The organism is Pseudophaeobacter sp., from assembly GCF_039971195.1.
GTDB lineage: Bacteria > Pseudomonadota > Alphaproteobacteria > Rhodobacterales > Rhodobacteraceae > Pseudophaeobacter.
Genome location: NZ_JBDWPJ010000160.1, coordinates 1 through 16,633, shown reverse-complemented (window position 1 = coordinate 16,633; position 16,633 = coordinate 1). Strand labels below are relative to the sequence as shown.

Annotated in this window: 16 protein-coding genes, 1 tRNA gene and 2 pseudogenes; 7 read left to right on the top strand and 12 right to left on the bottom strand. The window is 57.7% G+C overall.

Going from position 1 to position 16,633, the window contains the following annotated elements; all coding sequences use genetic code 11:
• A pseudogene (locus ABJP42_RS14405) lies at window positions 1–526 on the bottom strand (hypothetical protein); the annotation flags it as partial.
• Window positions 527–669: 143 nt separating this feature from the next.
• Here ABJP42_RS14405 and ABJP42_RS14400 point away from each other — a divergent pair.
• Window positions 670–1,212: an LOG family protein gene (locus tag ABJP42_RS14400; protein ID WP_348341521.1), complete on the top strand. Its 543-nt coding sequence runs from the start codon at window positions 670–672 to the stop codon at window positions 1,210–1,212.
• 41 nt (window positions 1,213–1,253) lie between these two features.
• On the opposite strand, the gene rarD is transcribed toward ABJP42_RS14400, so the two are convergent.
• Both rarD and ABJP42_RS14390 read right to left on the bottom strand, forming a co-directional pair.
• A complete protein-coding gene (gene rarD / locus ABJP42_RS14395; protein ID WP_348341519.1) occupies window positions 1,254–2,165 on the bottom strand; it encodes an EamA family transporter RarD in 912 nt (303 codons plus the stop codon).
• Between the two features lie 115 nt (window positions 2,166–2,280).
• Window positions 2,281–2,883, bottom strand: coding sequence for a superoxide dismutase (locus tag ABJP42_RS14390; RefSeq protein WP_348341516.1), 603 nt, complete (start codon window positions 2,881–2,883; stop codon window positions 2,281–2,283).
• A 124-nt stretch (window positions 2,884–3,007) separates the two neighbouring features.
• On the opposite strand from ABJP42_RS14390, the gene ABJP42_RS14385 reads away from it, so the two are divergent.
• The gene (locus ABJP42_RS14385) at window positions 3,008–3,781 is read left to right on the top strand and encodes an FkbM family methyltransferase (RefSeq protein ID WP_348341514.1); all 774 of its coding nucleotides are present in this window, start codon (window positions 3,008–3,010) and stop codon (window positions 3,779–3,781) included.
• 54 nt (window positions 3,782–3,835) lie between these two features.
• Here the strand turns inward: ABJP42_RS14385 and ABJP42_RS14380 are convergent, their stop codons facing one another.
• The 7 genes from ABJP42_RS14380 to ABJP42_RS14350 all read right to left on the bottom strand — a co-directional run bounded on the left by ABJP42_RS14380 (window position 3,836) and on the right by ABJP42_RS14350 (window position 10,999).
• Window positions 3,836–4,258, bottom strand: a complete 423-nt coding sequence (locus tag ABJP42_RS14380) for a hypothetical protein (RefSeq protein ID WP_348341512.1) — start codon at window positions 4,256–4,258, stop codon at window positions 3,836–3,838.
• Window positions 4,259–4,760: 502 nt separating this feature from the next.
• On the bottom strand, window positions 4,761–5,273 hold the full coding sequence (locus tag ABJP42_RS14375; RefSeq protein ID WP_348341511.1) for a hypothetical protein: 513 nt from the start codon (window positions 5,271–5,273) through the stop codon (window positions 4,761–4,763).
• A 140-nt stretch (window positions 5,274–5,413) separates the two neighbouring features.
• A complete protein-coding gene (locus tag ABJP42_RS14370) occupies window positions 5,414–5,980 on the bottom strand; it encodes a sarcosine oxidase subunit gamma (RefSeq protein WP_348341509.1) in 567 nt (188 codons plus the stop codon).
• Window positions 5,973–9,005, bottom strand: coding sequence for a sarcosine oxidase subunit alpha family protein (locus ABJP42_RS14365; protein ID WP_348341507.1), 3,033 nt, complete (start codon window positions 9,003–9,005; stop codon window positions 5,973–5,975). Before ABJP42_RS14365 ends, ABJP42_RS14370 begins: the two co-directional genes overlap by 8 nt.
• A 157-nt stretch (window positions 9,006–9,162) precedes the next feature.
• Window positions 9,163–9,504, bottom strand: coding sequence for a sarcosine oxidase subunit delta (locus tag ABJP42_RS14360; protein WP_348341505.1), 342 nt, complete (start codon window positions 9,502–9,504; stop codon window positions 9,163–9,165).
• Window positions 9,504–9,707 (bottom strand): hypothetical protein, encoded by a 204-nt coding sequence (locus ABJP42_RS14355; protein WP_348341503.1) that lies wholly within the window; start codon window positions 9,705–9,707, stop codon window positions 9,504–9,506. The genes ABJP42_RS14360 and ABJP42_RS14355 overlap by 1 nt, the downstream gene beginning before the upstream one ends.
• A 47-nt stretch (window positions 9,708–9,754) precedes the next feature.
• On the bottom strand, window positions 9,755–10,999 hold the full coding sequence (locus ABJP42_RS14350) for a sarcosine oxidase subunit beta family protein (protein ID WP_348341501.1): 1,245 nt from the start codon (window positions 10,997–10,999) through the stop codon (window positions 9,755–9,757).
• 236 nt (window positions 11,000–11,235) lie between these two features.
• Here ABJP42_RS14350 and ccmI point away from each other — a divergent pair, with 236 nt between their 5' ends.
• Genes ccmI through ABJP42_RS14335 form a run of 3 tightly spaced genes read left to right on the top strand, consistent with a single transcriptional unit; the run spans window position 11,236 to window position 13,188 of the window.
• The gene (ccmI, locus tag ABJP42_RS14345; RefSeq protein ID WP_348341499.1) at window positions 11,236–12,483 is read left to right on the top strand and encodes a c-type cytochrome biogenesis protein CcmI; all 1,248 of its coding nucleotides are present in this window, start codon (window positions 11,236–11,238) and stop codon (window positions 12,481–12,483) included.
• Entirely contained in the window at window positions 12,480–12,953 is a 474-nt protein-coding gene (gene ruvX / locus ABJP42_RS14340; protein WP_348341497.1) for a Holliday junction resolvase RuvX, read from the top strand. Before ccmI ends, ruvX begins: the two co-directional genes overlap by 4 nt.
• The gene (locus ABJP42_RS14335) at window positions 12,946–13,188 is read left to right on the top strand and encodes a DUF1289 domain-containing protein (protein WP_348341495.1); all 243 of its coding nucleotides are present in this window, start codon (window positions 12,946–12,948) and stop codon (window positions 13,186–13,188) included. Before ruvX ends, ABJP42_RS14335 begins: the two co-directional genes overlap by 8 nt.
• A 106-nt stretch (window positions 13,189–13,294) precedes the next feature.
• Here the strand turns inward: ABJP42_RS14335 and dusA are convergent, their stop codons facing one another.
• On the bottom strand, window positions 13,295–14,293 hold the full coding sequence (dusA, locus tag ABJP42_RS14330; protein WP_348341493.1) for a tRNA dihydrouridine(20/20a) synthase DusA: 999 nt from the start codon (window positions 14,291–14,293) through the stop codon (window positions 13,295–13,297).
• A gap of 321 nt (window positions 14,294–14,614) precedes the next feature.
• Here dusA and ABJP42_RS14325 point away from each other — a divergent pair.
• Window positions 14,615–14,689, top strand: a tRNA-Asn gene (locus tag ABJP42_RS14325).
• 357 nt (window positions 14,690–15,046) lie between these two features.
• A complete protein-coding gene (locus ABJP42_RS14320; protein ID WP_348341491.1) occupies window positions 15,047–15,214 on the top strand; it encodes a hypothetical protein in 168 nt (55 codons plus the stop codon).
• A gap of 15 nt (window positions 15,215–15,229) precedes the next feature.
• Here ABJP42_RS14320 and ABJP42_RS14315 read toward each other — a convergent pair.
• Window positions 15,230–16,208: pseudogene (locus ABJP42_RS14315) on the bottom strand (IS3 family transposase); the annotation flags it as partial.
• Window positions 16,209–16,633 lie beyond the last annotated feature (425 nt).

The window sequence follows — 16,633 nt, the reverse complement described above, 5'->3', positions numbered from 1 at the left end:
CTGCACCACTTGCCGCGGGATCCACGGCACCCTCTGATGCTGGTTCTGCGACCTCGGGCTGCCCCACGTCGGCGGCAGGTTCTGCTGTCTGGCCGGGACTGGCTTCGGTTTGGGCATCCGTGGCCGCAGCGACTTCTGGTTCTGCCTTGGGTTCAGATGCTTCAGTAGCCTGTGCGGTCTCGGCGGCCTCTGTGGACTCGGTGGCCTGTGCGGTCTCAGGTGCAGGCGGTGTTTCTGCCTCCGCTGGAGCATCAGCGCTGTCTTGCACCGGAGTATCGGCGCCCTCTTCAGTCGCGACCGGATCGGACTGCTGCGTTACGCCTTCGATGATCACTGGCGGGTTAGCCGATGGTGAAATAGCAATGCTATTGCCACCTTGATCCGTTCCCGTGCCGCCAGACCCGTCCCCTTTGTCGTCAAAGACACCCAGCCAGACCGCCACAGCGCCACCTATCACAACAACCGTTGTGGCAATTCCCCCCAGGGTCAGGGCGCTCAGCCCGCCTGTTGCACCTGTCTCAGCCATCTTCTTCCTTCCCTTCAGACTGCACCAGCGAACCCCATCCCGAAGCCCGCCACACATCTGGTTGAGGCAGCCTAGCAACCGCGCTATCAAGGGTCAAAACGACAATTGCGTTTCCCCTTGAAATCTCAGCGAAAGGCTTCCTCATGAGCATAAAATCCGTCTGTGTGTATTGCGGATCCCGGTCTGGGGCAATGCCCGCCTATGAAAGCGCAGCCAAAAGCCTTGGGGTGATGCTTGCAGCCCGCGGGCTACGGCTGGTTTACGGCGCCGGAGATGTCGGTCTGATGGGGGTGGTGGCGCGGGCCACGCAAGAGGCCGGCGGCGAGACCTTTGGCGTCATCCCCGAACATCTGGTCCGGCGCGAGGTCGGAAAATCCGACCTCAACACCTATGTGGTCACCGAGACCATGCACGAACGCAAAAAGGTGATGCTGTATAATGCCGATGCGGTGGTAGTGCTGCCCGGCGGGCCGGGATCGCTGGACGAGTTGTTTGAAGCGCTGACCTGGCGCCAGCTTGGCCTGCACGAAAAACCCATCGTCATCCTCAATACAGAAGGTTACTGGGACAAGCTACGCGATCTGATTGACCACATGCTTGACCAGGGTTTTGCAGATGCCTCCCTGGCTGAGTTCCTCATCTGGGCCGACAGTGCGGAACAGGCGCTCGATGCGCTTAGTGAGTAAACTGCGCCATGTGACCCAGTACCTGTCGATCCGGCACCAGACTATCCCGCGCCGGTGGCATCCGGAGCCATCGGCCTGACCGCCTTGGCCTCTGTGCGTGATTTATGCAGGGCGCCAAGGGAGAAGATGATCACAGCGCCCCAGATCAAAACAAAGGCCGCACTGTGCCAGGGGGTAAACAGCTCTCCAAAAACCAGTGTGGCCACCAGGGCCTGAAGGGTTGGATTGAGGTATTGCAACACACCGATACTGCCCAGGGCCACGCGGCGGGCCGCATAGCTGAACAGAACCAAAGGCGCGCCAGTCAGGGGGCCCGACAGCATCAAAAGCCCAGCGTCCTGCCAGCCATTCAGAAAGCCACCGCCATCTGTCAGCGCCAGTACAGTCAGCGCGATGGGAAACAGCAACAGCACCTCGGCCGTGACCGAAACCACAGGACCGATATCAAGTCGTTTCTTAACAACACCGTAGATGGCAAAGCTAAAACCAAGGGTCAGGGCGATCCAGGGCGGCACACCAAGCCCATAGGTCAGGATAACCACAGCCAGGATCGCCAGACCAATGGCCAAAGCCTGCGCCCGGCTCAGATGCTCACCAAAAAACAGCCGCCCCAACACCACGCTGACCAAGGGGAAGATGTAATACCCCAGTGAGGATTCCGTGGCGCGGCCAATCTGTATCGAGGTGATAAAGATGAACCAGTTCAGGGAAATCATTGCCGTGGCAAGCATCAAGACCCGCACCCGGCGCCAGTCGGTCAGCACAGAGCCGAGCAGGCCCACCCTGCCCTGTACGGCCAGAATGCAGGCAAAGAACAAGCCCGACCACAGGATACGATGCGACAGGACCTGCTCTGGCGGGATATGGGCCAGCAGCTTGTAAAAGATCCCCGAAAGCCCCCAGATGGTGCAGGCCGCAATCATCGCGGCGACGCCTTTGGTCGCTTCGCTCATTGGATCTGTCCCCAGTTGTCTCTTGTTCCCATCCCGCACAGCCCCTTTGGTTAAACCAACAACGCCCGACCAATTGGCCGGGCGCTGTCGCTTACTCGCTTCGTTTTTGTGGGGCTTAGCCCAGTCGCGAAGCCACGTTTTCCCAGTTTACCAGGCTGTCGAGGAAGTTCGACAGGTAGGCGGGGCGCTTGTTGCGGAAATCGATGTAGTAGGAGTGCTCCCACACGTCGCAGCCCAACAGCGCGGTCTGGTCAAAGCACAGTGGATTCACACCGTTTTCAGTCTTGGTCACGGCGAGCGAGCCATCGGCGTTTTTCACCAACCAGGCCCAGCCAGAGCCAAACTGGCCAGCGCCAGCGGCAGAGAACTGCGATTTGAACTCATCAACCGAGCCAAAGCTCTCAACCAGAGCTTTTTCCAGCTCACCCGGCATAGCGGATGCGCCAGGGCCCATCATTTCCCAGAACTGGTTGTGGTTCCACAGCTGGGAGATGTTGTTGAAGATACCATTTTGCGCCACGGAAGAGGCATCATAGGTGCCCTTGATGATCTCTTCCAGCGACTTGCCGTCCCACTCGGTGCCGGCGATCAGCTTGTTGCCGTTGTCAACATAGGCCTTGTGGTGCAGATCGTGGTGGTATTCCAGAGTTTCTGCCGACATGCCCTTGGCGGCCAGCGCGTCATGTGCATAAGGAAGATCGGGAAGTTCAAAAGCCATGATGGACCCCTGTCAAAATAATGTTGCGTTCCTGTGCAGATACATGCGGCGCAGGCGGCAGCAGGTCAAGGGCCAAGACAATAAAACCGCGCATGGTCTATGTGCAAAAATGAGGAAATTCGAGATGATTGCACAGACATGGACCGCCGCACGCAAGATGGTCTACCGCGCCCGCGGCCACTATGCGGGCGCTCTGAATGGCCTTCCCTTCCGGCTTGACCCCTATCATTCCAAATTCTGGCGCAAGGCCTCTGCCGGCTCCTGGGAGCCTGAAACCTTCGCAGTGCTGGACGCCCATCTCGACAAGGATCACGACTATCTCGACATCGGTGCCTGGATCGGGCCAACCGTCCTATACGGAGCGGCAAAGGCGCGGCGGGTCTATTGTTTTGAACCCGATCCGGTTGCCTTTCGCTATCTCGCCTGGAACCTGGAGCTGAACGCGGTGCAAAATGTCTCTGCCTTCTCCGCCGCCCTGAGCCAGGGCGTTGGCATTGCCCGCATGGCCTCCTTTGGCGGCGAGGCTGGTGACAGCATGACCAGCCTGCTCAATGATGGCGAGCACGGTTCAGATGTGATCACCCTGGGCTGGGATGATTTTGCCAATTCCGCGGATCTCAGCAAGGTCTCGCTGGTCAAAATGGATATTGAAGGTGCGGAATTTGACGTTCTGCCCAGCCTGCTTCCCTGGCTTAAGGAACACCGCCCTACCTTATACCTGTCTACCCATGCGCCTTTTCTGGACGCCGAGACCCGCAAAGACCGGATGCAGCAACTGGCCAATTGCCTGTCCTTCTATGACACCTGCCTGGAAGACAATGGCCGCGCCGCGGGCTTTGATACCCTAACGCAAGAGCGGGCGATCACTCAGTTCCCTACCTTTCTGTTCAAGGGTTGATGTCGCGCCTTTGTCACCTAAGAAATGGGTTTCGGTCTTTCCCTTTGAAGGGCTTCACTTCTCAGCTTGCACGGCTTCAGCAGCGCAGGTTCCAAACCCCCACAAGGAGATCTCTGCAGTGACCACTTCGGGTAGTATCTGAAGCGAGACTTTCATTTTCTCAAAATTCACCAGTAACCTGTAGCGATCTCTGCTGGCCACAGCCTGCTGGGCGACGAAGGCCCGCTCTGCGTTCCAATCTAGAAGATAGGAGTTGTCGCTGCGCCGCACCAAAGTCACCGGCATGAAAACACTCCCAACCGATGCCTGGACCTGGGCCGCTTTTCGATCCTCTGCGAACTCCACTGAAAGCTGGGAGGGAAACCAGCCGGATTGGGAAACGCCCTCAACAGAACAGACCAGCGTTTCCGCGGCCGCGACACTACCAAGAAGAACAAAAGTAAGCGCGCCCAAAAATCTCCGATTCCAAAAATACATCTCGTTTCAAACCCATTCACAAAAACAGGCAGCCAAAGCTCCCATTTCAGAAAAACCACTTAATTCAACAGCGCAACTCTGCTTTTTTGAAAAACCCTCCCCCTAAATAGGGGGAAGGGAAACTTACTGTCAGGAATAAGGCTTACATTTCCCGGACCCACGATTGTGGTTTGCATATCCGCCAATGTATCCGGTGAACGTCACTTTCATGGATTTTCCATTAAACCGAAGGATGTTCTGCGTTGACAGTCTCGAGTTTCCGCTAATAGGAAGATTTTCCACATCCCAAGAGATCACATATTTGTTCGACCCAGATTGCTCAAGCACACCTGCAATAGGCTGGCCGTAGACCTCGTGGATATACCCGTCATAGACCTGTACAGAGCTGCGATTGTTTGAGAAATCAAGCAAAACTTTTGGTGGCACCAACCCGTAATCAGAATGGACTGTGAGCTCACACATGTACCGCTCTCCAGCCGCGACTCCCGAGGCACACCAAAGGCTAACTACGGCCGCGACTTTCAATACTTTTATGGGTTTCAACTAATTCTCCTTCCAAAGTACAATTCTCGATGCATCGACACTTTCCGCTAACTGTTGCTGGCTGATCATTCCCATTGGAACCATCATTGTGAACCTGTAAAGATATCCGGTTTTTCGCAACATCCAAAATAGCCCAAAACCTGAACGAGCCTTTTAGTCTACGATCTTCCAATTCCACCCAGGGAAGTGCCCATCGAAACTTAATTCTCGTTGCCGTCTGGCTGGTCGTCACCGTAACAATTGGATTTTCTGATATCTCACTGGTAAATGGCCCCTGCACGCTTACCCTAGCTGGGTTTCCCTCAGCAAAGACACTCAAGGCCCAAGGGTATTGGTGAACCGGCGTTACTATCCGCCGAGGCTGTGCAAGCTCGGTCAGTTCGCAACGATAGTGGGCTCGCTCAGCGAAAACGGGTGACGCAAAAGAACCAACGAGCAGGCTGCAAATCACTCCAGTTGTCAGAGCTGTCATTCCAAGACTACAGGAACAGGGCAAAGGGATTCCTCTTGCAAATAAAATGACACCTTCCAAAAAAATAGGGCCTCCAAATCGCTTTGGAGGCACCCTAGGTTCAGGTTTTTCGAATTTCAACCTAAAACTGAATTCGAATTTCAGTAAACGCCTACCGCCGATCGTGGGTGCGCTGCATTGGACAAAAGGCCAAACATATAGGCCCCAACAGAACGGAAGCAAACGATGCGAAAGCTGCCGTCTTCTTGCAGCCAGACCGCTGCGGCAACCTGCGCCGTGCGGCTGCGGCGGAAGCTGCCGGGGGTGAAGACCTCAGGCGAGAAATCCACCGGGCTGATCTTGGCCAAAACCTCGCGGGCGCCTTCCCCTGCAATGCGAAAGAAGGACCGGGCATCTGACACATTGGCCGCCAGCGCGTGCTCACCCTCCAAAGCCTTGGCAAGTTCTGCGGTCTTGGCGACTGCCTCGCCATAAGGCACCAGGAGCAGCAGCTCATCCGGGGACATCCAGGCCGCAGCGCCGCTCTCCACAACCGATATCTTCCCCTGCTCCGGCACCTTCGCACCGGTGGCCGCCTTGACGGCAGTCTTTAGGGCCTTTGACGTGAGATCGCCGCGCAGGGTGATCATCCCCTGCAGGCCTGCGTCTTCGACCATGGCGATACCAGTGAACTGAGCGCCATTGGTGGCAGTGACAGGATTAGACATTCTGCTTCTCCCCTTCCTTGTCGTAAAACACCGGGTCAACGATCTTGGCGCTATAGGTCTTGCCATCGGTTCCGGGGAACTCGATCACCTCGCCCATGCGTTTGGGACCATGTTTCACCAGACCCATGGCAATGCCCCGGCCCAAAGTCGCCGAGAAGTAGGTCGAGGTCACCCGGCCAATCACATTCTGCTGACCATTGGCGTTGATGCCATTGCCCTTGGCATAAGCACCATCCGGCAGGACAGAGCCATCGACAGTCTCCAGCCCCACCAGCTTCCAGCGGTCCGGGTCGGCCATATGCGAGCGCAGATGCGCCCGTTTTCCCAGGTAGTCCTCTTTCTTCTTGGACAGGGCCCAGTTCAGGTTGAGATCCTGTGGGATCACGGTGCCGTCAGTCTCATCCCCGATCATGATAAAGCCTTTTTCGGCCCGCAGAATATGCAGGGTCTCAGTGCCATAGGGCATGACATTGAATTCCTTGCCTGCCGCCATCAACGCGTCCCAAAAGGCCTGTCCCTCTGAGGCGGCAACGGCAATCTCATAGGACAGCTCCCCCGAGAAGGAGATCCGATAGGCGCGGGCGTTAAAGCCGCCAATTTTCCCATCGCGCCATTCCATGAAGGGCAGCGCTTCTTTGCTGAGGTCCATGCCGCCACCGGCCAGGGTATTGATCTTTTCCAGCACCTTGCGGGCCTTAGGGCCAACAACCGCGACCTGGGCGTATTGCTCGGTCACATTGGCGACATAGACTTTCCAGTCCCACCACTCGCATTGCAGCCAGTCTTCCATCCAGCCATGGATGCTCTCGGCGCCGCCGGTGGTGGTGTGGCACAGCCAGGTGTCTTCATCGATACGGGCAACAACCCCGTCATCCATCAGGAAACCGTTTTCCGAGCACATCAACCCGTAGCGGCATTTGCCGACCTTCAGGTTTGACATCATGTTGGTATACATCATGTCGAGGAACTTGCCCGCATCCGGGCCTTTGACGATCAGCTTCCCCAGGGTAGAGGCATCCAGCAGACCGAGGTTCTCGCGCGTGTTCTTGACCTCTCGGTTCACCGCGTCATGGCGGCTCTCGCCGCTGCGGCAATAGGCAAAGGGACGACGCCACTGGCCGACCGGCTCCCAATCCGCACCATTGGCATCATTCCAGTCATAGATCGGCGTCTTGCGCACTGGCTGGAAGATTTCGCCGCGCGCCTCGCCGCCAATCGCCCCCATCGAAATCGGGTGATAGGGCGGGCGGAAGGTGGTGGTGCCGACCTGCGGAATTTCCGAGTTCAGACTATCCGCAAGGATCGCCAGTCCATTGATATTGCTGAGCTTGCCCTGATCAGTTGCCATGCCAAGCGTGGTATAGCGCTTGGTATGTTCAACGCTTTCATAGCCTTCGCGGGCGGCCAGTTGCACGTCAGAGACTTTGACATCGTTCTGATAGTCGAGCCAGGTCTTCATCCGCAGTTTGATATCGGCCTTGGCAGGCATCAGCCAAACCGGTTCCATCGCGGCCTCGGCCTCAGCCTCGCCCTTGGCAGCGCTCACAGATTTGGCCGGGAAGCCAGCGGCTTCGGCCGCCTCCGCGCCAGCCTTTGCTGCGTCTTTCAGCACCGCGCCCAGATCCAGATGACCATTGGAGGACCCTGTGGCGATGACAAAGCCAACGCCAGTGTCACCAAGCGGGGGGCGGGCAGGATCAGGGCGGAAGAAGGCATGGTCCTTGTCCCAGCTCAGCTTGCCGCCGCAATGGGACCAAAGATGCACAACCGGCGACCAGCCACCAGACATTGCGACCGCATCTGCCTCGATCTCTTCCTGAGCACCGCCTTCGCCATTCTGGGCGCAAATGGCGACCTTGGTCACCCGCGGGCCATCCTTGACCTTGGCAATGGCGCGGCCGAGCTCAACCCGGATACCTTTTTCGCGCACTGCTTCCATCAGCGCGCCGCCGCCGGTGTCGCGGGCATCCACCACGCGCACCACTTCGACGCCAGCCTCATGCAGGCACAGCGCAGTGCGATAGGCATCGTCATTATTGGTGGCAACCACAACCTTTTGGCCCGGGGTCACGCCCCAGTTCACCACATAGTCACGCATCGAGGCCGCCAGCATCACACCCGGCACGTCATTGCCGGCAAAGGAAAGCGGGCGCTCAATGGCACCGGTGGCGGTCACGATCTGTTTGGCGCGGATCCGCCACAGCCGGTGGCGTGGACCACCCTGCCCCGGCGCGTGATCGGTCAGACGTTCATATCCCAGCACATAGCCGTGATCATAAACCCCCGAGCCCATGCAGCGATCGCGCAGGGTGACATTCGCCATGCCGCGCAGCTCTTCCAGGGTTTTTTCGATCCAAGCCTCGGGCGCGTCACCATCAATACTACCGCCATCCACGGGCGCACGACCGCCCCAGTGGTTGTTCTGCTCCAGCACCAGCACTTTGGCACCGCTCAGCGCCGCGGACTTGGCTGCCTGCAGACCAGCTACACCGCCCCCAACAACAACCACATCGGCAAAGAAGTAGAAATGCTCGTAGCTATCCGCATCTTTCAGCTCTGCATCTGGGGCTTCGCCCAGACCGGCGGATTTGCGAATGATCGGCTCATAAAGATGCTTCCACAGCGGACGCGGATGGATGAACATCTTGTAGTAGAACCCAGCGGTCAGGAACCGCGACAGCTTGTTGTTGATCGACAAGACGTCGAACTCCAGGCTCGGCCAGTGGTTCTGCGACTGCGCAGATAGCCCCGAGAACAGCTCGGTGGTGGTAGCGCGCTGGTTCGGCTCGTAGCGATCGCCCTTGCCCAATTGCATCAGCGCATTGGGCTCTTCCGAGCCAGAGGCCACAACCCCGCGCGGGCGGTGGTATTTGAACGACCGACCCATCATCATCTGGTCATTGGCCAAAAGCGCCGAGGCCAGACTGTCGCCAGCATAACCCAACATGCGCTTGCCGTTGAAGGTGAATTCGATCTGTTTGGACCGGTCAATCAGCCGACCCTGTTTGGCGAGACGCGTGCTCATGGTGCAGACCTTTCATCACTGGGTTTGCAGAACGCGCTGCAAAGTATTTCTGAGGGGAGCGCCTGACCCTGGGTGGGTGCAAAGCGCCCTCCCGTGGGGAGGGTCCGGCGCTGCCCGGCGCTGCCGCCGGGCCTTTTCCAATTCTGGTTGAGAGACATCATTCCGCCGCATCCGAGAATTCGCGCCAGCTCCAGCCAGGGCGTTTTGCGGTGATCTTGTCTTTGATCTCCTGCGGCGGCTCATAGGTCTGCGCCGAATAGGTGCCAAAGACCTCCATGGTCATGGTGCAGCGGGCAGCGTGGAACCACTTGCCGCAGCCATTCGCGTGCCGCCAGCGCTCAAAATGCACCCCCTTGGGGTTTTCGCGCATGAACAGGTAATCGTGGAACTGGTCATCATCCGAGCCAGGGCCATAGCGCTTCAGATGCGCTTCGCCACCGGCGCCCAGTTCGGTTTCTTCGGCTTTCACACCACAATAAGGGCATTCAAGGATCAGCATTATTGCTCTCCCGTTTCATTGTTGATCAGCGACCGTCCGCTTTGGAAAAGCAACATCCCCAAAGCACCGACAATGGCTACTCGCAGCCAGATCAACTGAGTTTGCAAAATCGCGATTACTCCACCTTCAAATTGCCCCAGAAAGCGAAATGGATTCATTTCCGGATAGTCGGCGTTTAGCCAGTCTCCGAAAGCGAACAACATTACTAGCCCCCCTAGTAGGCAAAGTGTGTAACCGCACAGTTTCTTCATCAGTGCGCCACACCGGCAGCAACGCTCTCGTCGATGAACTTGCCTTCTTTGAAGCGCATCATCGTGAACTCCTCGGTCAGCGGCGAATGGCCTGTCGCCATCAGTTCCGCCATGGCCCAGCCAGATCCGGGGATCGATTTGAACCCCCCGGTGCCCCAGCCACAGTTGATAAAGCAGTTGCCCACCGGTGTTTTTGAAATCAGCGGCGAGCGGTCGCCGGTCACATCGACAATGCCTCCCCACTGGCGCAGCATCTTGAGGCGGCTGACCATCGGGAAGGTCTCTACCAGGGCGCGCACGGTTTCCTCGATATGGTGGAAACTGCCACGCTGAGTGTAGTTGTTGGCTGCATCTGTGCCGCCACCAATCACCATCTCGCCTTTGTCGGACTGGGACATATAGCCGTGCACAGTGTTGGCCATGACAACCACATCCATACAGGGTTTGATCGGCTCGGACACCAGCGCCTGCAGAGCAACAGACTCCATTGGCAGACGGAAGCCAGCCATTTCAGACAGATGTGAGGCGTTGCCAGCAACAACCATACCCATCTTGTCGCAATCAATTGGACCTTTGGAGGTCTCGACCCCGGCCACGCGACCGTTTTCGACCCGCACACCTGTGACTTCGCATTGCTGGATGATATCCATGCCCATGTCGGAACAGGCTCGGGCATAGCCCCAAGCCACGGCATCGTGACGGGCGGTGCCGCCGCGCTCTTGCCACAGACCACCCAGTACCGGGTAACGGGGTCCATTCAGATTGATGATCGGCACGATCTCTTTGACCCGCTCAGGGCTGATCCATTCGGTCTGCACCCCCTGCAGCGCATTGGCATGGGCGGTGCGTTTGTAGCCACGGATCTCATGCTCGGTCTGCGCCAACATGATGACACCCCGCGGGCTGAACATCACGTTGTAGTTCAGATCCTGGCTCATGGTCTCATAAAGGCTGCGCGCCTTTTCATAGATCGCCGCCGAAGGATCCTGCAGATAGTTGGAGCGGATGATGGTGGTATTGCGACCGGTATTGCCGCCGCCCAGCCAGCCCTTTTCGATAATTGCGACATTGGTGATGCCGTAATTCTTGCCAAGGTAATAGGCCGTGGCCAGACCATGGCCCCCGGCCCCGACGATGATCACATCGTAGTGGCGTTTGGGTTCCGGCGAGCGCCATGCGCGCTCCCATCCGGTATGATAGCGCAGGGCTTCCCGCGCGACAGCAAAGGCTGAATAGCGTTTCATGGGCGAATCCGATGGTTCGAGACTGATCACAGGTATGCCCCAGAGGCTAACCCATCCGGTGCCGTTTATCGTCGCATTTTTGCACTCTTGCGACATGCCCCCAGACAGTCCCCGCCCCAGCCCGATCCGGACAGGAGCACACACCCGCGCAGATAGGTCTTTTTTCCTGTGCAAGGCCCCTGTAGATGAGATCCGGGGGAACCGCCCCCAAAGCGTCAGCAATCTGCGGAGTGACTATGGTATTCTGGATCCTGATTTCCTTTGTTGCTTTGGCAATGACGGCCCTGCTTGCGCTGGTGTTGCTGCGCGCCCATTCCCAGGGAGAGCCGCCCGCCGCCTATGATCTTCGGGTCTACCGACAGCAACTTGGCGATATAGACAAGGATCTGGCGCGCGGCGTCATCAACACGTCTGATGCGCAACGGGTCCGCACCGAGGTCTCGCGGCGTATCCTGGCGGCTGACGGGCAGCTGCAAGAACAGTCCGCTGGTAGCACCCAGCCCCATGGCCTCAGCCGGGTCGCAATTTTACTGACGGCTGCCCTGTTGATGGGCGGCACCCTGGCGCTCTATTGGCGGCTTGGCGCTCCGGGTTATGGCGATATGGGGCTGGCCTCCCGGATCGCGGCCTCCGAAGAATATGCCCGCACCCGCCCCAACCAGGCCGAAGCCGAAGCCAAGGTTCCAACTCTGCCGGTGCCGAATATTGAACCCAGCTACGCCGAACTGGTTGCCCAGTTGCGCAAAACCGCTGGCGAACGCCCGGATGATGCCCAGGGCCAATCGCTGCTGTCGCAACATGAGGCCAATCTCGGCAACTTCAAAGCTGCCTATCAGGCCAAACAAAACTATATCCGGATTATGAGTGGCGATTTGGAAGCGCAGGATTACGGCGAATTGGCAGAGCTGATGATCCTGGCGGCCGGCAGTTATGTCTCTCCTGAGGCGGAGGAAGCATTGGACACCACTCTGAGGCTGGATCCCGACAATGGCCCGGCACGCTACTACTACGGCTTGCTGCAGGGGCAATTGAATCGGCCCGGAATAGCCTTTCGGATCTGGGCCGATACTCTGCGCCAAGAACCACAGGATGCGCCCTGGATTGGCGCAATCCAATCCCAGATCCAGGAAATGGCCTATCGCGCCGGCATAGACTACACGCCGATTACCCCACCGGGGGCTGCTGGTTCTGATGCGCCAGCCCTGGCCGGGCCCAGTGCCGAAGATATGTCGGCCGCGCAGGAATTGACCCTAGAGGAGCGTCAAGAGATGATCCGCGGCATGGTGGCACGGCTGTCTGACCGTCTGGCAACCGAAGGCGGCAGTGCTGATGAATGGGCGCAGCTGATTGGCGCCCTTGTCGTCCTGGGTGAACAAGAGCGCGCCAAGGCCATCTATGAGGAGGCCAAAACACGCTTTGCCGAGAGCGCCGCTGCTTTGGCGCGGATCAAAGCGGCCGCAACACAGGCCGGGCTAAGCCAATGATCTACGACGATTTTGAAGAGTTCGCCGCTGCTGTTCCCGGCTTCACCTCGCTTGCGGGTCTTGATTTTGGCGACAAGACCGTCGGCGTGGCTATCTCGGACCGCATGGGCACTGTGGCGACCCCGCTGGAAACCATCAGGCGCAAGAAGTTTACCCAGGATGCCGAACGCTTGTTTGAAATCACATCGGCCCGCGAAGTCGGTGGCCTGCTTTTGGGCCTGCCGCGCAACATGGATGGCAGCGAAGGCCCGCGCTGTCAGAAAACCCGCGCCTTTGCCCGAAATCTGTCCCGCCTGACCGAACTGCCAATTGGCTTTTGGGACGAGCGGCTCAGCACTGTGGCGGCTGAAAGGGCGCTCTTAGAGGCAGATACGTCACGCAAACGTCGCGCAGAGGTTATCGATCATGTGGCCGCTTCCTATATCCTGCAGGGAGCACTGGATCGTATGAGGCACCTGAAGAATGACTAAGAGCGACGGAAAAGAGGTCTGGCAACGCGATGAGGTGCAGTCTCCCTGCATCAATATCTGCGTGGTGCATCCGCAGGCGCGTATCTGCACCGGCTGCTATCGCTCCATCGATGAAATTACCCAGTGGTCAAAGATGACCCCAGAGGCCCGCGCCGAGGTGATGGAGGAACTGCCCGGTCGAGCCTCTGATCTGACCAAACGACGCGGCGGGCGGGCAGCCCGGCTGAAACGCTAAGGGCCATCTGCGACGAGGCCGTTTCCTTTCGCCAAGCCAGGCAAGGCTCGCCCTCCAAAACCGCCATTTAATCCTTCTGCTGGGCTGCGCCTTCTGGGTAGCGGACTTACTGCGTCGTCTCAGGCTGCTGCACCTGCGCCATGGCCTGCAACAGCAGCTCAGGTCCGGCGCCTGGACGATTGGCACCTTCCGACAACATCCGCCGCCAGGCCCGCGCACCGGGTCGGCCGGCAAAAAGCCCCATCATATGCCGGGTAATCTGATGCAGCCGCGCACCGTTGCTCAGGTTCTGTTCAATATAGGGCAACATCTGCTCAACCACCTCAAAAGGATCGCGTTCTGTGCCAGTGTCAAAGACCCGCATATCCGCAGCGGCAAGGACATCCGTTGGCTGGTGATAGGCGGCCCGACCAATCATCACCCCGTCCAGGCCGCGCTCCAGATGCTCAAGAGCAACCTCCAGCGTGTCGATACCGCCATTGATTGAGATATGTAGGTCAGGGAATTCGGCCTTCATCTGGTGCACCAGATCATAGTCCAGCGGAGGAATATCGCGGTTTTCCTTTGGCGACAGTCCTTTCAGCCAGGCTTTGCGGGCGTGAATGGTCACCCGCTGGCAGCCAGCGTCGCGGATCTTTTCAAGAAACCCCGGCAGAATGTCCCGTGGCTCTTGTTCGTCCACGCCAATGCGACATTTCACCGTGACATCAACGGCCACTTTGCTGCGCATCTCAGCTACGCATTCCGCCACCAGATCGGGGCTTTGCATAAGCACCGCACCGAAGGCTCCAGACTGCACCCGGTCGCTTGGACAACCACAGTTGAGATTGATCTCATCATACCCGGCCTGCGCGCCCAACGCGGCAGCCTGCCCCAGTTCCTGAGAGTCCGAGCCGCCTAACTGCAGCGCCACGGGGTGTTCCTCGACACTGTGATCCAGCAAATGCAGCGCCCCCCCCCGGACCAAGGCAGGTGCCGTCACCATCTCAGTGTACAACAAGGCCTCGTGGCTGAGCAGCCGATGCAAGTAGCGACAATGGCGATCTGTCCATTCCATCATCGGTGCCACACTTAAACGTGCTGCGGATTCTGCGTTCGTCTTCAAGGCGTTATTTCCACATTTCTTGCCAAACCAGCCGCGACACCTCCTGCGACTTGGGCGGGGCAGCCATGACTGCAAAGGCATTTTTGATTCGCGGTTGCCCCGACCTAGCATATCTTGAGGAGACTGGCAGCAGCCCCGGTGTTTAGGCAAACCATCCATAGCGCGTAGCTTCAAAGCCAGGATGCCATGCCCCCCTTTAGCAAAAAACACCCAGCAGAACGGATCCGGACCTTAGGCGTTTCTCTGCTTTCAAAAAATCTCACCTCCAGTGAAGTTTTCCTCTGGACGTGCAAAATCACCAAAGCTATACGAACCCCACATTCCGGCGTAGCTCAGCGGTAGAGCAGTTGACTGTTAATCAATTGGTCGTAGGTTCGATCCCTACCGCCGGAGCCAATCACACCGCAAGGCGTTGATTGCAAGCAAAAGTCCCGCTCCGACAAATCGGGCGGGATTTTTTTGTTGCACAAAGCTTTGCACAAAAGCTTGCACAGAATTCCCGCCCCTTTGCCCGGCACCTCCCAACTGACGGAGGCCCATTGGGCATGTTCTCGACCCCATCTCGAACGTCGCAAGACAGGTTTCCACTGGCGCAGGCGCGTGCCGGCCCGGATTTCAAACAGATTCATACCTGCATTTTTCTGTTCTCCGCTGCACACTCACGTCCCCCGCGAGGCCGCAGAGCTTGCCCGTCGACTGACGACGATCAGCGAACTCTGCTTCAACGCGGAGACAGACGTGCGCCCGGAAATCATGACTTCCATTTTTGTGGATTATTCCAAGTTTGAGATCGCTCGGTTCGATCACCTGCGCGCCCTGACCGGGCCGCGCACCCGGCAGGCACCTGCGCAAGGTCGTATCAGCCGCCGGAGCCCGCCGCCGCCCTCGAAATTGAACGAACTCCCCAGCCGCCAAAAGTGAAGCGCCCCTAGTTTCCTAGACGCCTGCTTCGTTCATTTTCTGCTGTTTCAATTCATAGTCAACCGGCGACAGCATGCCATTGTTGGAGTGCCTGCGCGTCGGGTTGTAAAACATCTCAATGTATTCGAACACGTCCCGCCTCGCAGCATTGCGTGTGAGGTAGGTTCGCCGCCAAATGCGCTCCCGCTTCAAAAGCTGGAAGAAGCTTTCTGCGACCGCGTTATCATGACAATTTCCGCGTCTGCTCATGCTGGCAACCAGATCGTGTTTGCTAAGGAACGACTGCCACTCTTTGCCAGTAAACTGTGAACCTTGGTCTGAATGGATCATGACCTTTTGCTTTGGTTTGCGTCGCCAAACAGCTGCCAGCAAGGCTTGCAAGGCCAGGTCAGTTGTCATGCGAGATTGCATCGACCAACCAACGACACGCCGTGAAAACAGATCGATGACCACAGCAAGATATGACCAACCTTCATGGGTTCTGATGTCGGTAATATCGGTCACCCAAACCGCGTCAGGTGCCGCAACCTCAAACTGTCTGTCCAGCGTGTTGTCAGCGACCACAGCAGGTTTGCCGCCGTAGCGACCAGGCCGGCGCTTGTATCCGATCTGTGCTGTGATGCCCGCAAGGCTCGCCAATCGTGCCACACGGTTCTCGGAGCAGGTCTCACCAACAACGCGTAGATCATCGGTCAGCTTCCGATAGCCATAAGCCTTCCCGCTCTCTGTCCATGCTTGGTGGATCAGCTCTGTCTGGCGCGCATCTTCAAGCGCACGCTGACTTAACGGTTCTTTAAGCCATGCATAAAACCCGCTGAAATGCACCATCAGCACCCGGCACATTGAGCGCACCGAAAACTCCGCACGGAGGGCCTCAAAAAAAGCGTACCTCACTGAGACTCGCGCGCGAAGTATACGGTCGCCTTTTTTAGAATAATGCGCTCTCAGTCACGCGGGCCAACTCGCGCTTAAGTCGTCGGATCTGAGCGGAGCGCAAAGAACTGGCTGGCTGGGGCTCATGGCCCCGCAGGTGATCACCTGATTGAGCTCATGCGTCATTCAGATGAAGTCGCCGAAACCGTTCTGGCCCTATGTGGCCGGAGCGAAATCTGCATTGCCTTGGAGCTTGCATATCTCCGAAAAACCCTCATCAGGCTGCTTTCAACGACAGATGAAATCATAGGGGTGGAATTTAAAGATGTTTAGTAATGCGATGAAATATTTCGAGTTTTCACCTGATTATTTCCCACTGACTTATAGCTCACTGCTTACATCCAGCTCTCAGCATAGAGTTGTTCGATCTGCTCGACCTCATCATCACTCAGGGCCTCGAATTCGCCACTGCGTGCTCTATGGGAAAGCTTACCGTCATTCTGTGCCAGGAACTTCCTGAGCAATTCAGTTTCCTTGTTGGGCATG

Bases quoted from the DNA above. Each gene is read 5' to 3' on its own strand.
- ABJP42_RS14400 (WP_348341521.1), top strand. From the start codon at position 670: ATGAGCATAAAATCCGTCTGTGTGTATTGCGGATCCCGGTCTGGGGCA.
- rarD (WP_348341519.1), bottom strand. From the start codon at position 2,165: ATGAGCGAAGCGACCAAAGGCGTCGCCGCGATGATTGCGGCCTGCACC.
- ABJP42_RS14390 (WP_348341516.1), bottom strand. From the start codon at position 2,883: ATGGCTTTTGAACTTCCCGATCTTCCTTATGCACATGACGCGCTGGCC.
- ABJP42_RS14385 (WP_348341514.1), top strand. From the start codon at position 3,008: ATGATTGCACAGACATGGACCGCCGCACGCAAGATGGTCTACCGCGCC.
- ABJP42_RS14380 (WP_348341512.1), bottom strand. From the start codon at position 4,258: ATGTATTTTTGGAATCGGAGATTTTTGGGCGCGCTTACTTTTGTTCTT.
- ABJP42_RS14375 (WP_348341511.1), bottom strand. From the start codon at position 5,273: ATGACAGCTCTGACAACTGGAGTGATTTGCAGCCTGCTCGTTGGTTCT.
- ABJP42_RS14370 (WP_348341509.1), bottom strand. From the start codon at position 5,980: ATGTCTAATCCTGTCACTGCCACCAATGGCGCTCAGTTCACTGGTATC.
- ABJP42_RS14365 (WP_348341507.1), bottom strand. From the start codon at position 9,005: ATGAGCACGCGTCTCGCCAAACAGGGTCGGCTGATTGACCGGTCCAAA.
- ABJP42_RS14360 (WP_348341505.1), bottom strand. From the start codon at position 9,504: ATGCTGATCCTTGAATGCCCTTATTGTGGTGTGAAAGCCGAAGAAACC.
- ABJP42_RS14355 (WP_348341503.1), bottom strand. From the start codon at position 9,707: ATGTTGTTCGCTTTCGGAGACTGGCTAAACGCCGACTATCCGGAAATG.
- ABJP42_RS14350 (WP_348341501.1), bottom strand. From the start codon at position 10,999: ATGAAACGCTATTCAGCCTTTGCTGTCGCGCGGGAAGCCCTGCGCTAT.
- ccmI (WP_348341499.1), top strand. From the start codon at position 11,236: ATGGTATTCTGGATCCTGATTTCCTTTGTTGCTTTGGCAATGACGGCC.
- ruvX (WP_348341497.1), top strand. From the start codon at position 12,480: ATGATCTACGACGATTTTGAAGAGTTCGCCGCTGCTGTTCCCGGCTTC.
- ABJP42_RS14335 (WP_348341495.1), top strand. From the start codon at position 12,946: ATGACTAAGAGCGACGGAAAAGAGGTCTGGCAACGCGATGAGGTGCAG.
- ABJP42_RS14320 (WP_348341491.1), top strand. From the start codon at position 15,047: ATGACTTCCATTTTTGTGGATTATTCCAAGTTTGAGATCGCTCGGTTC.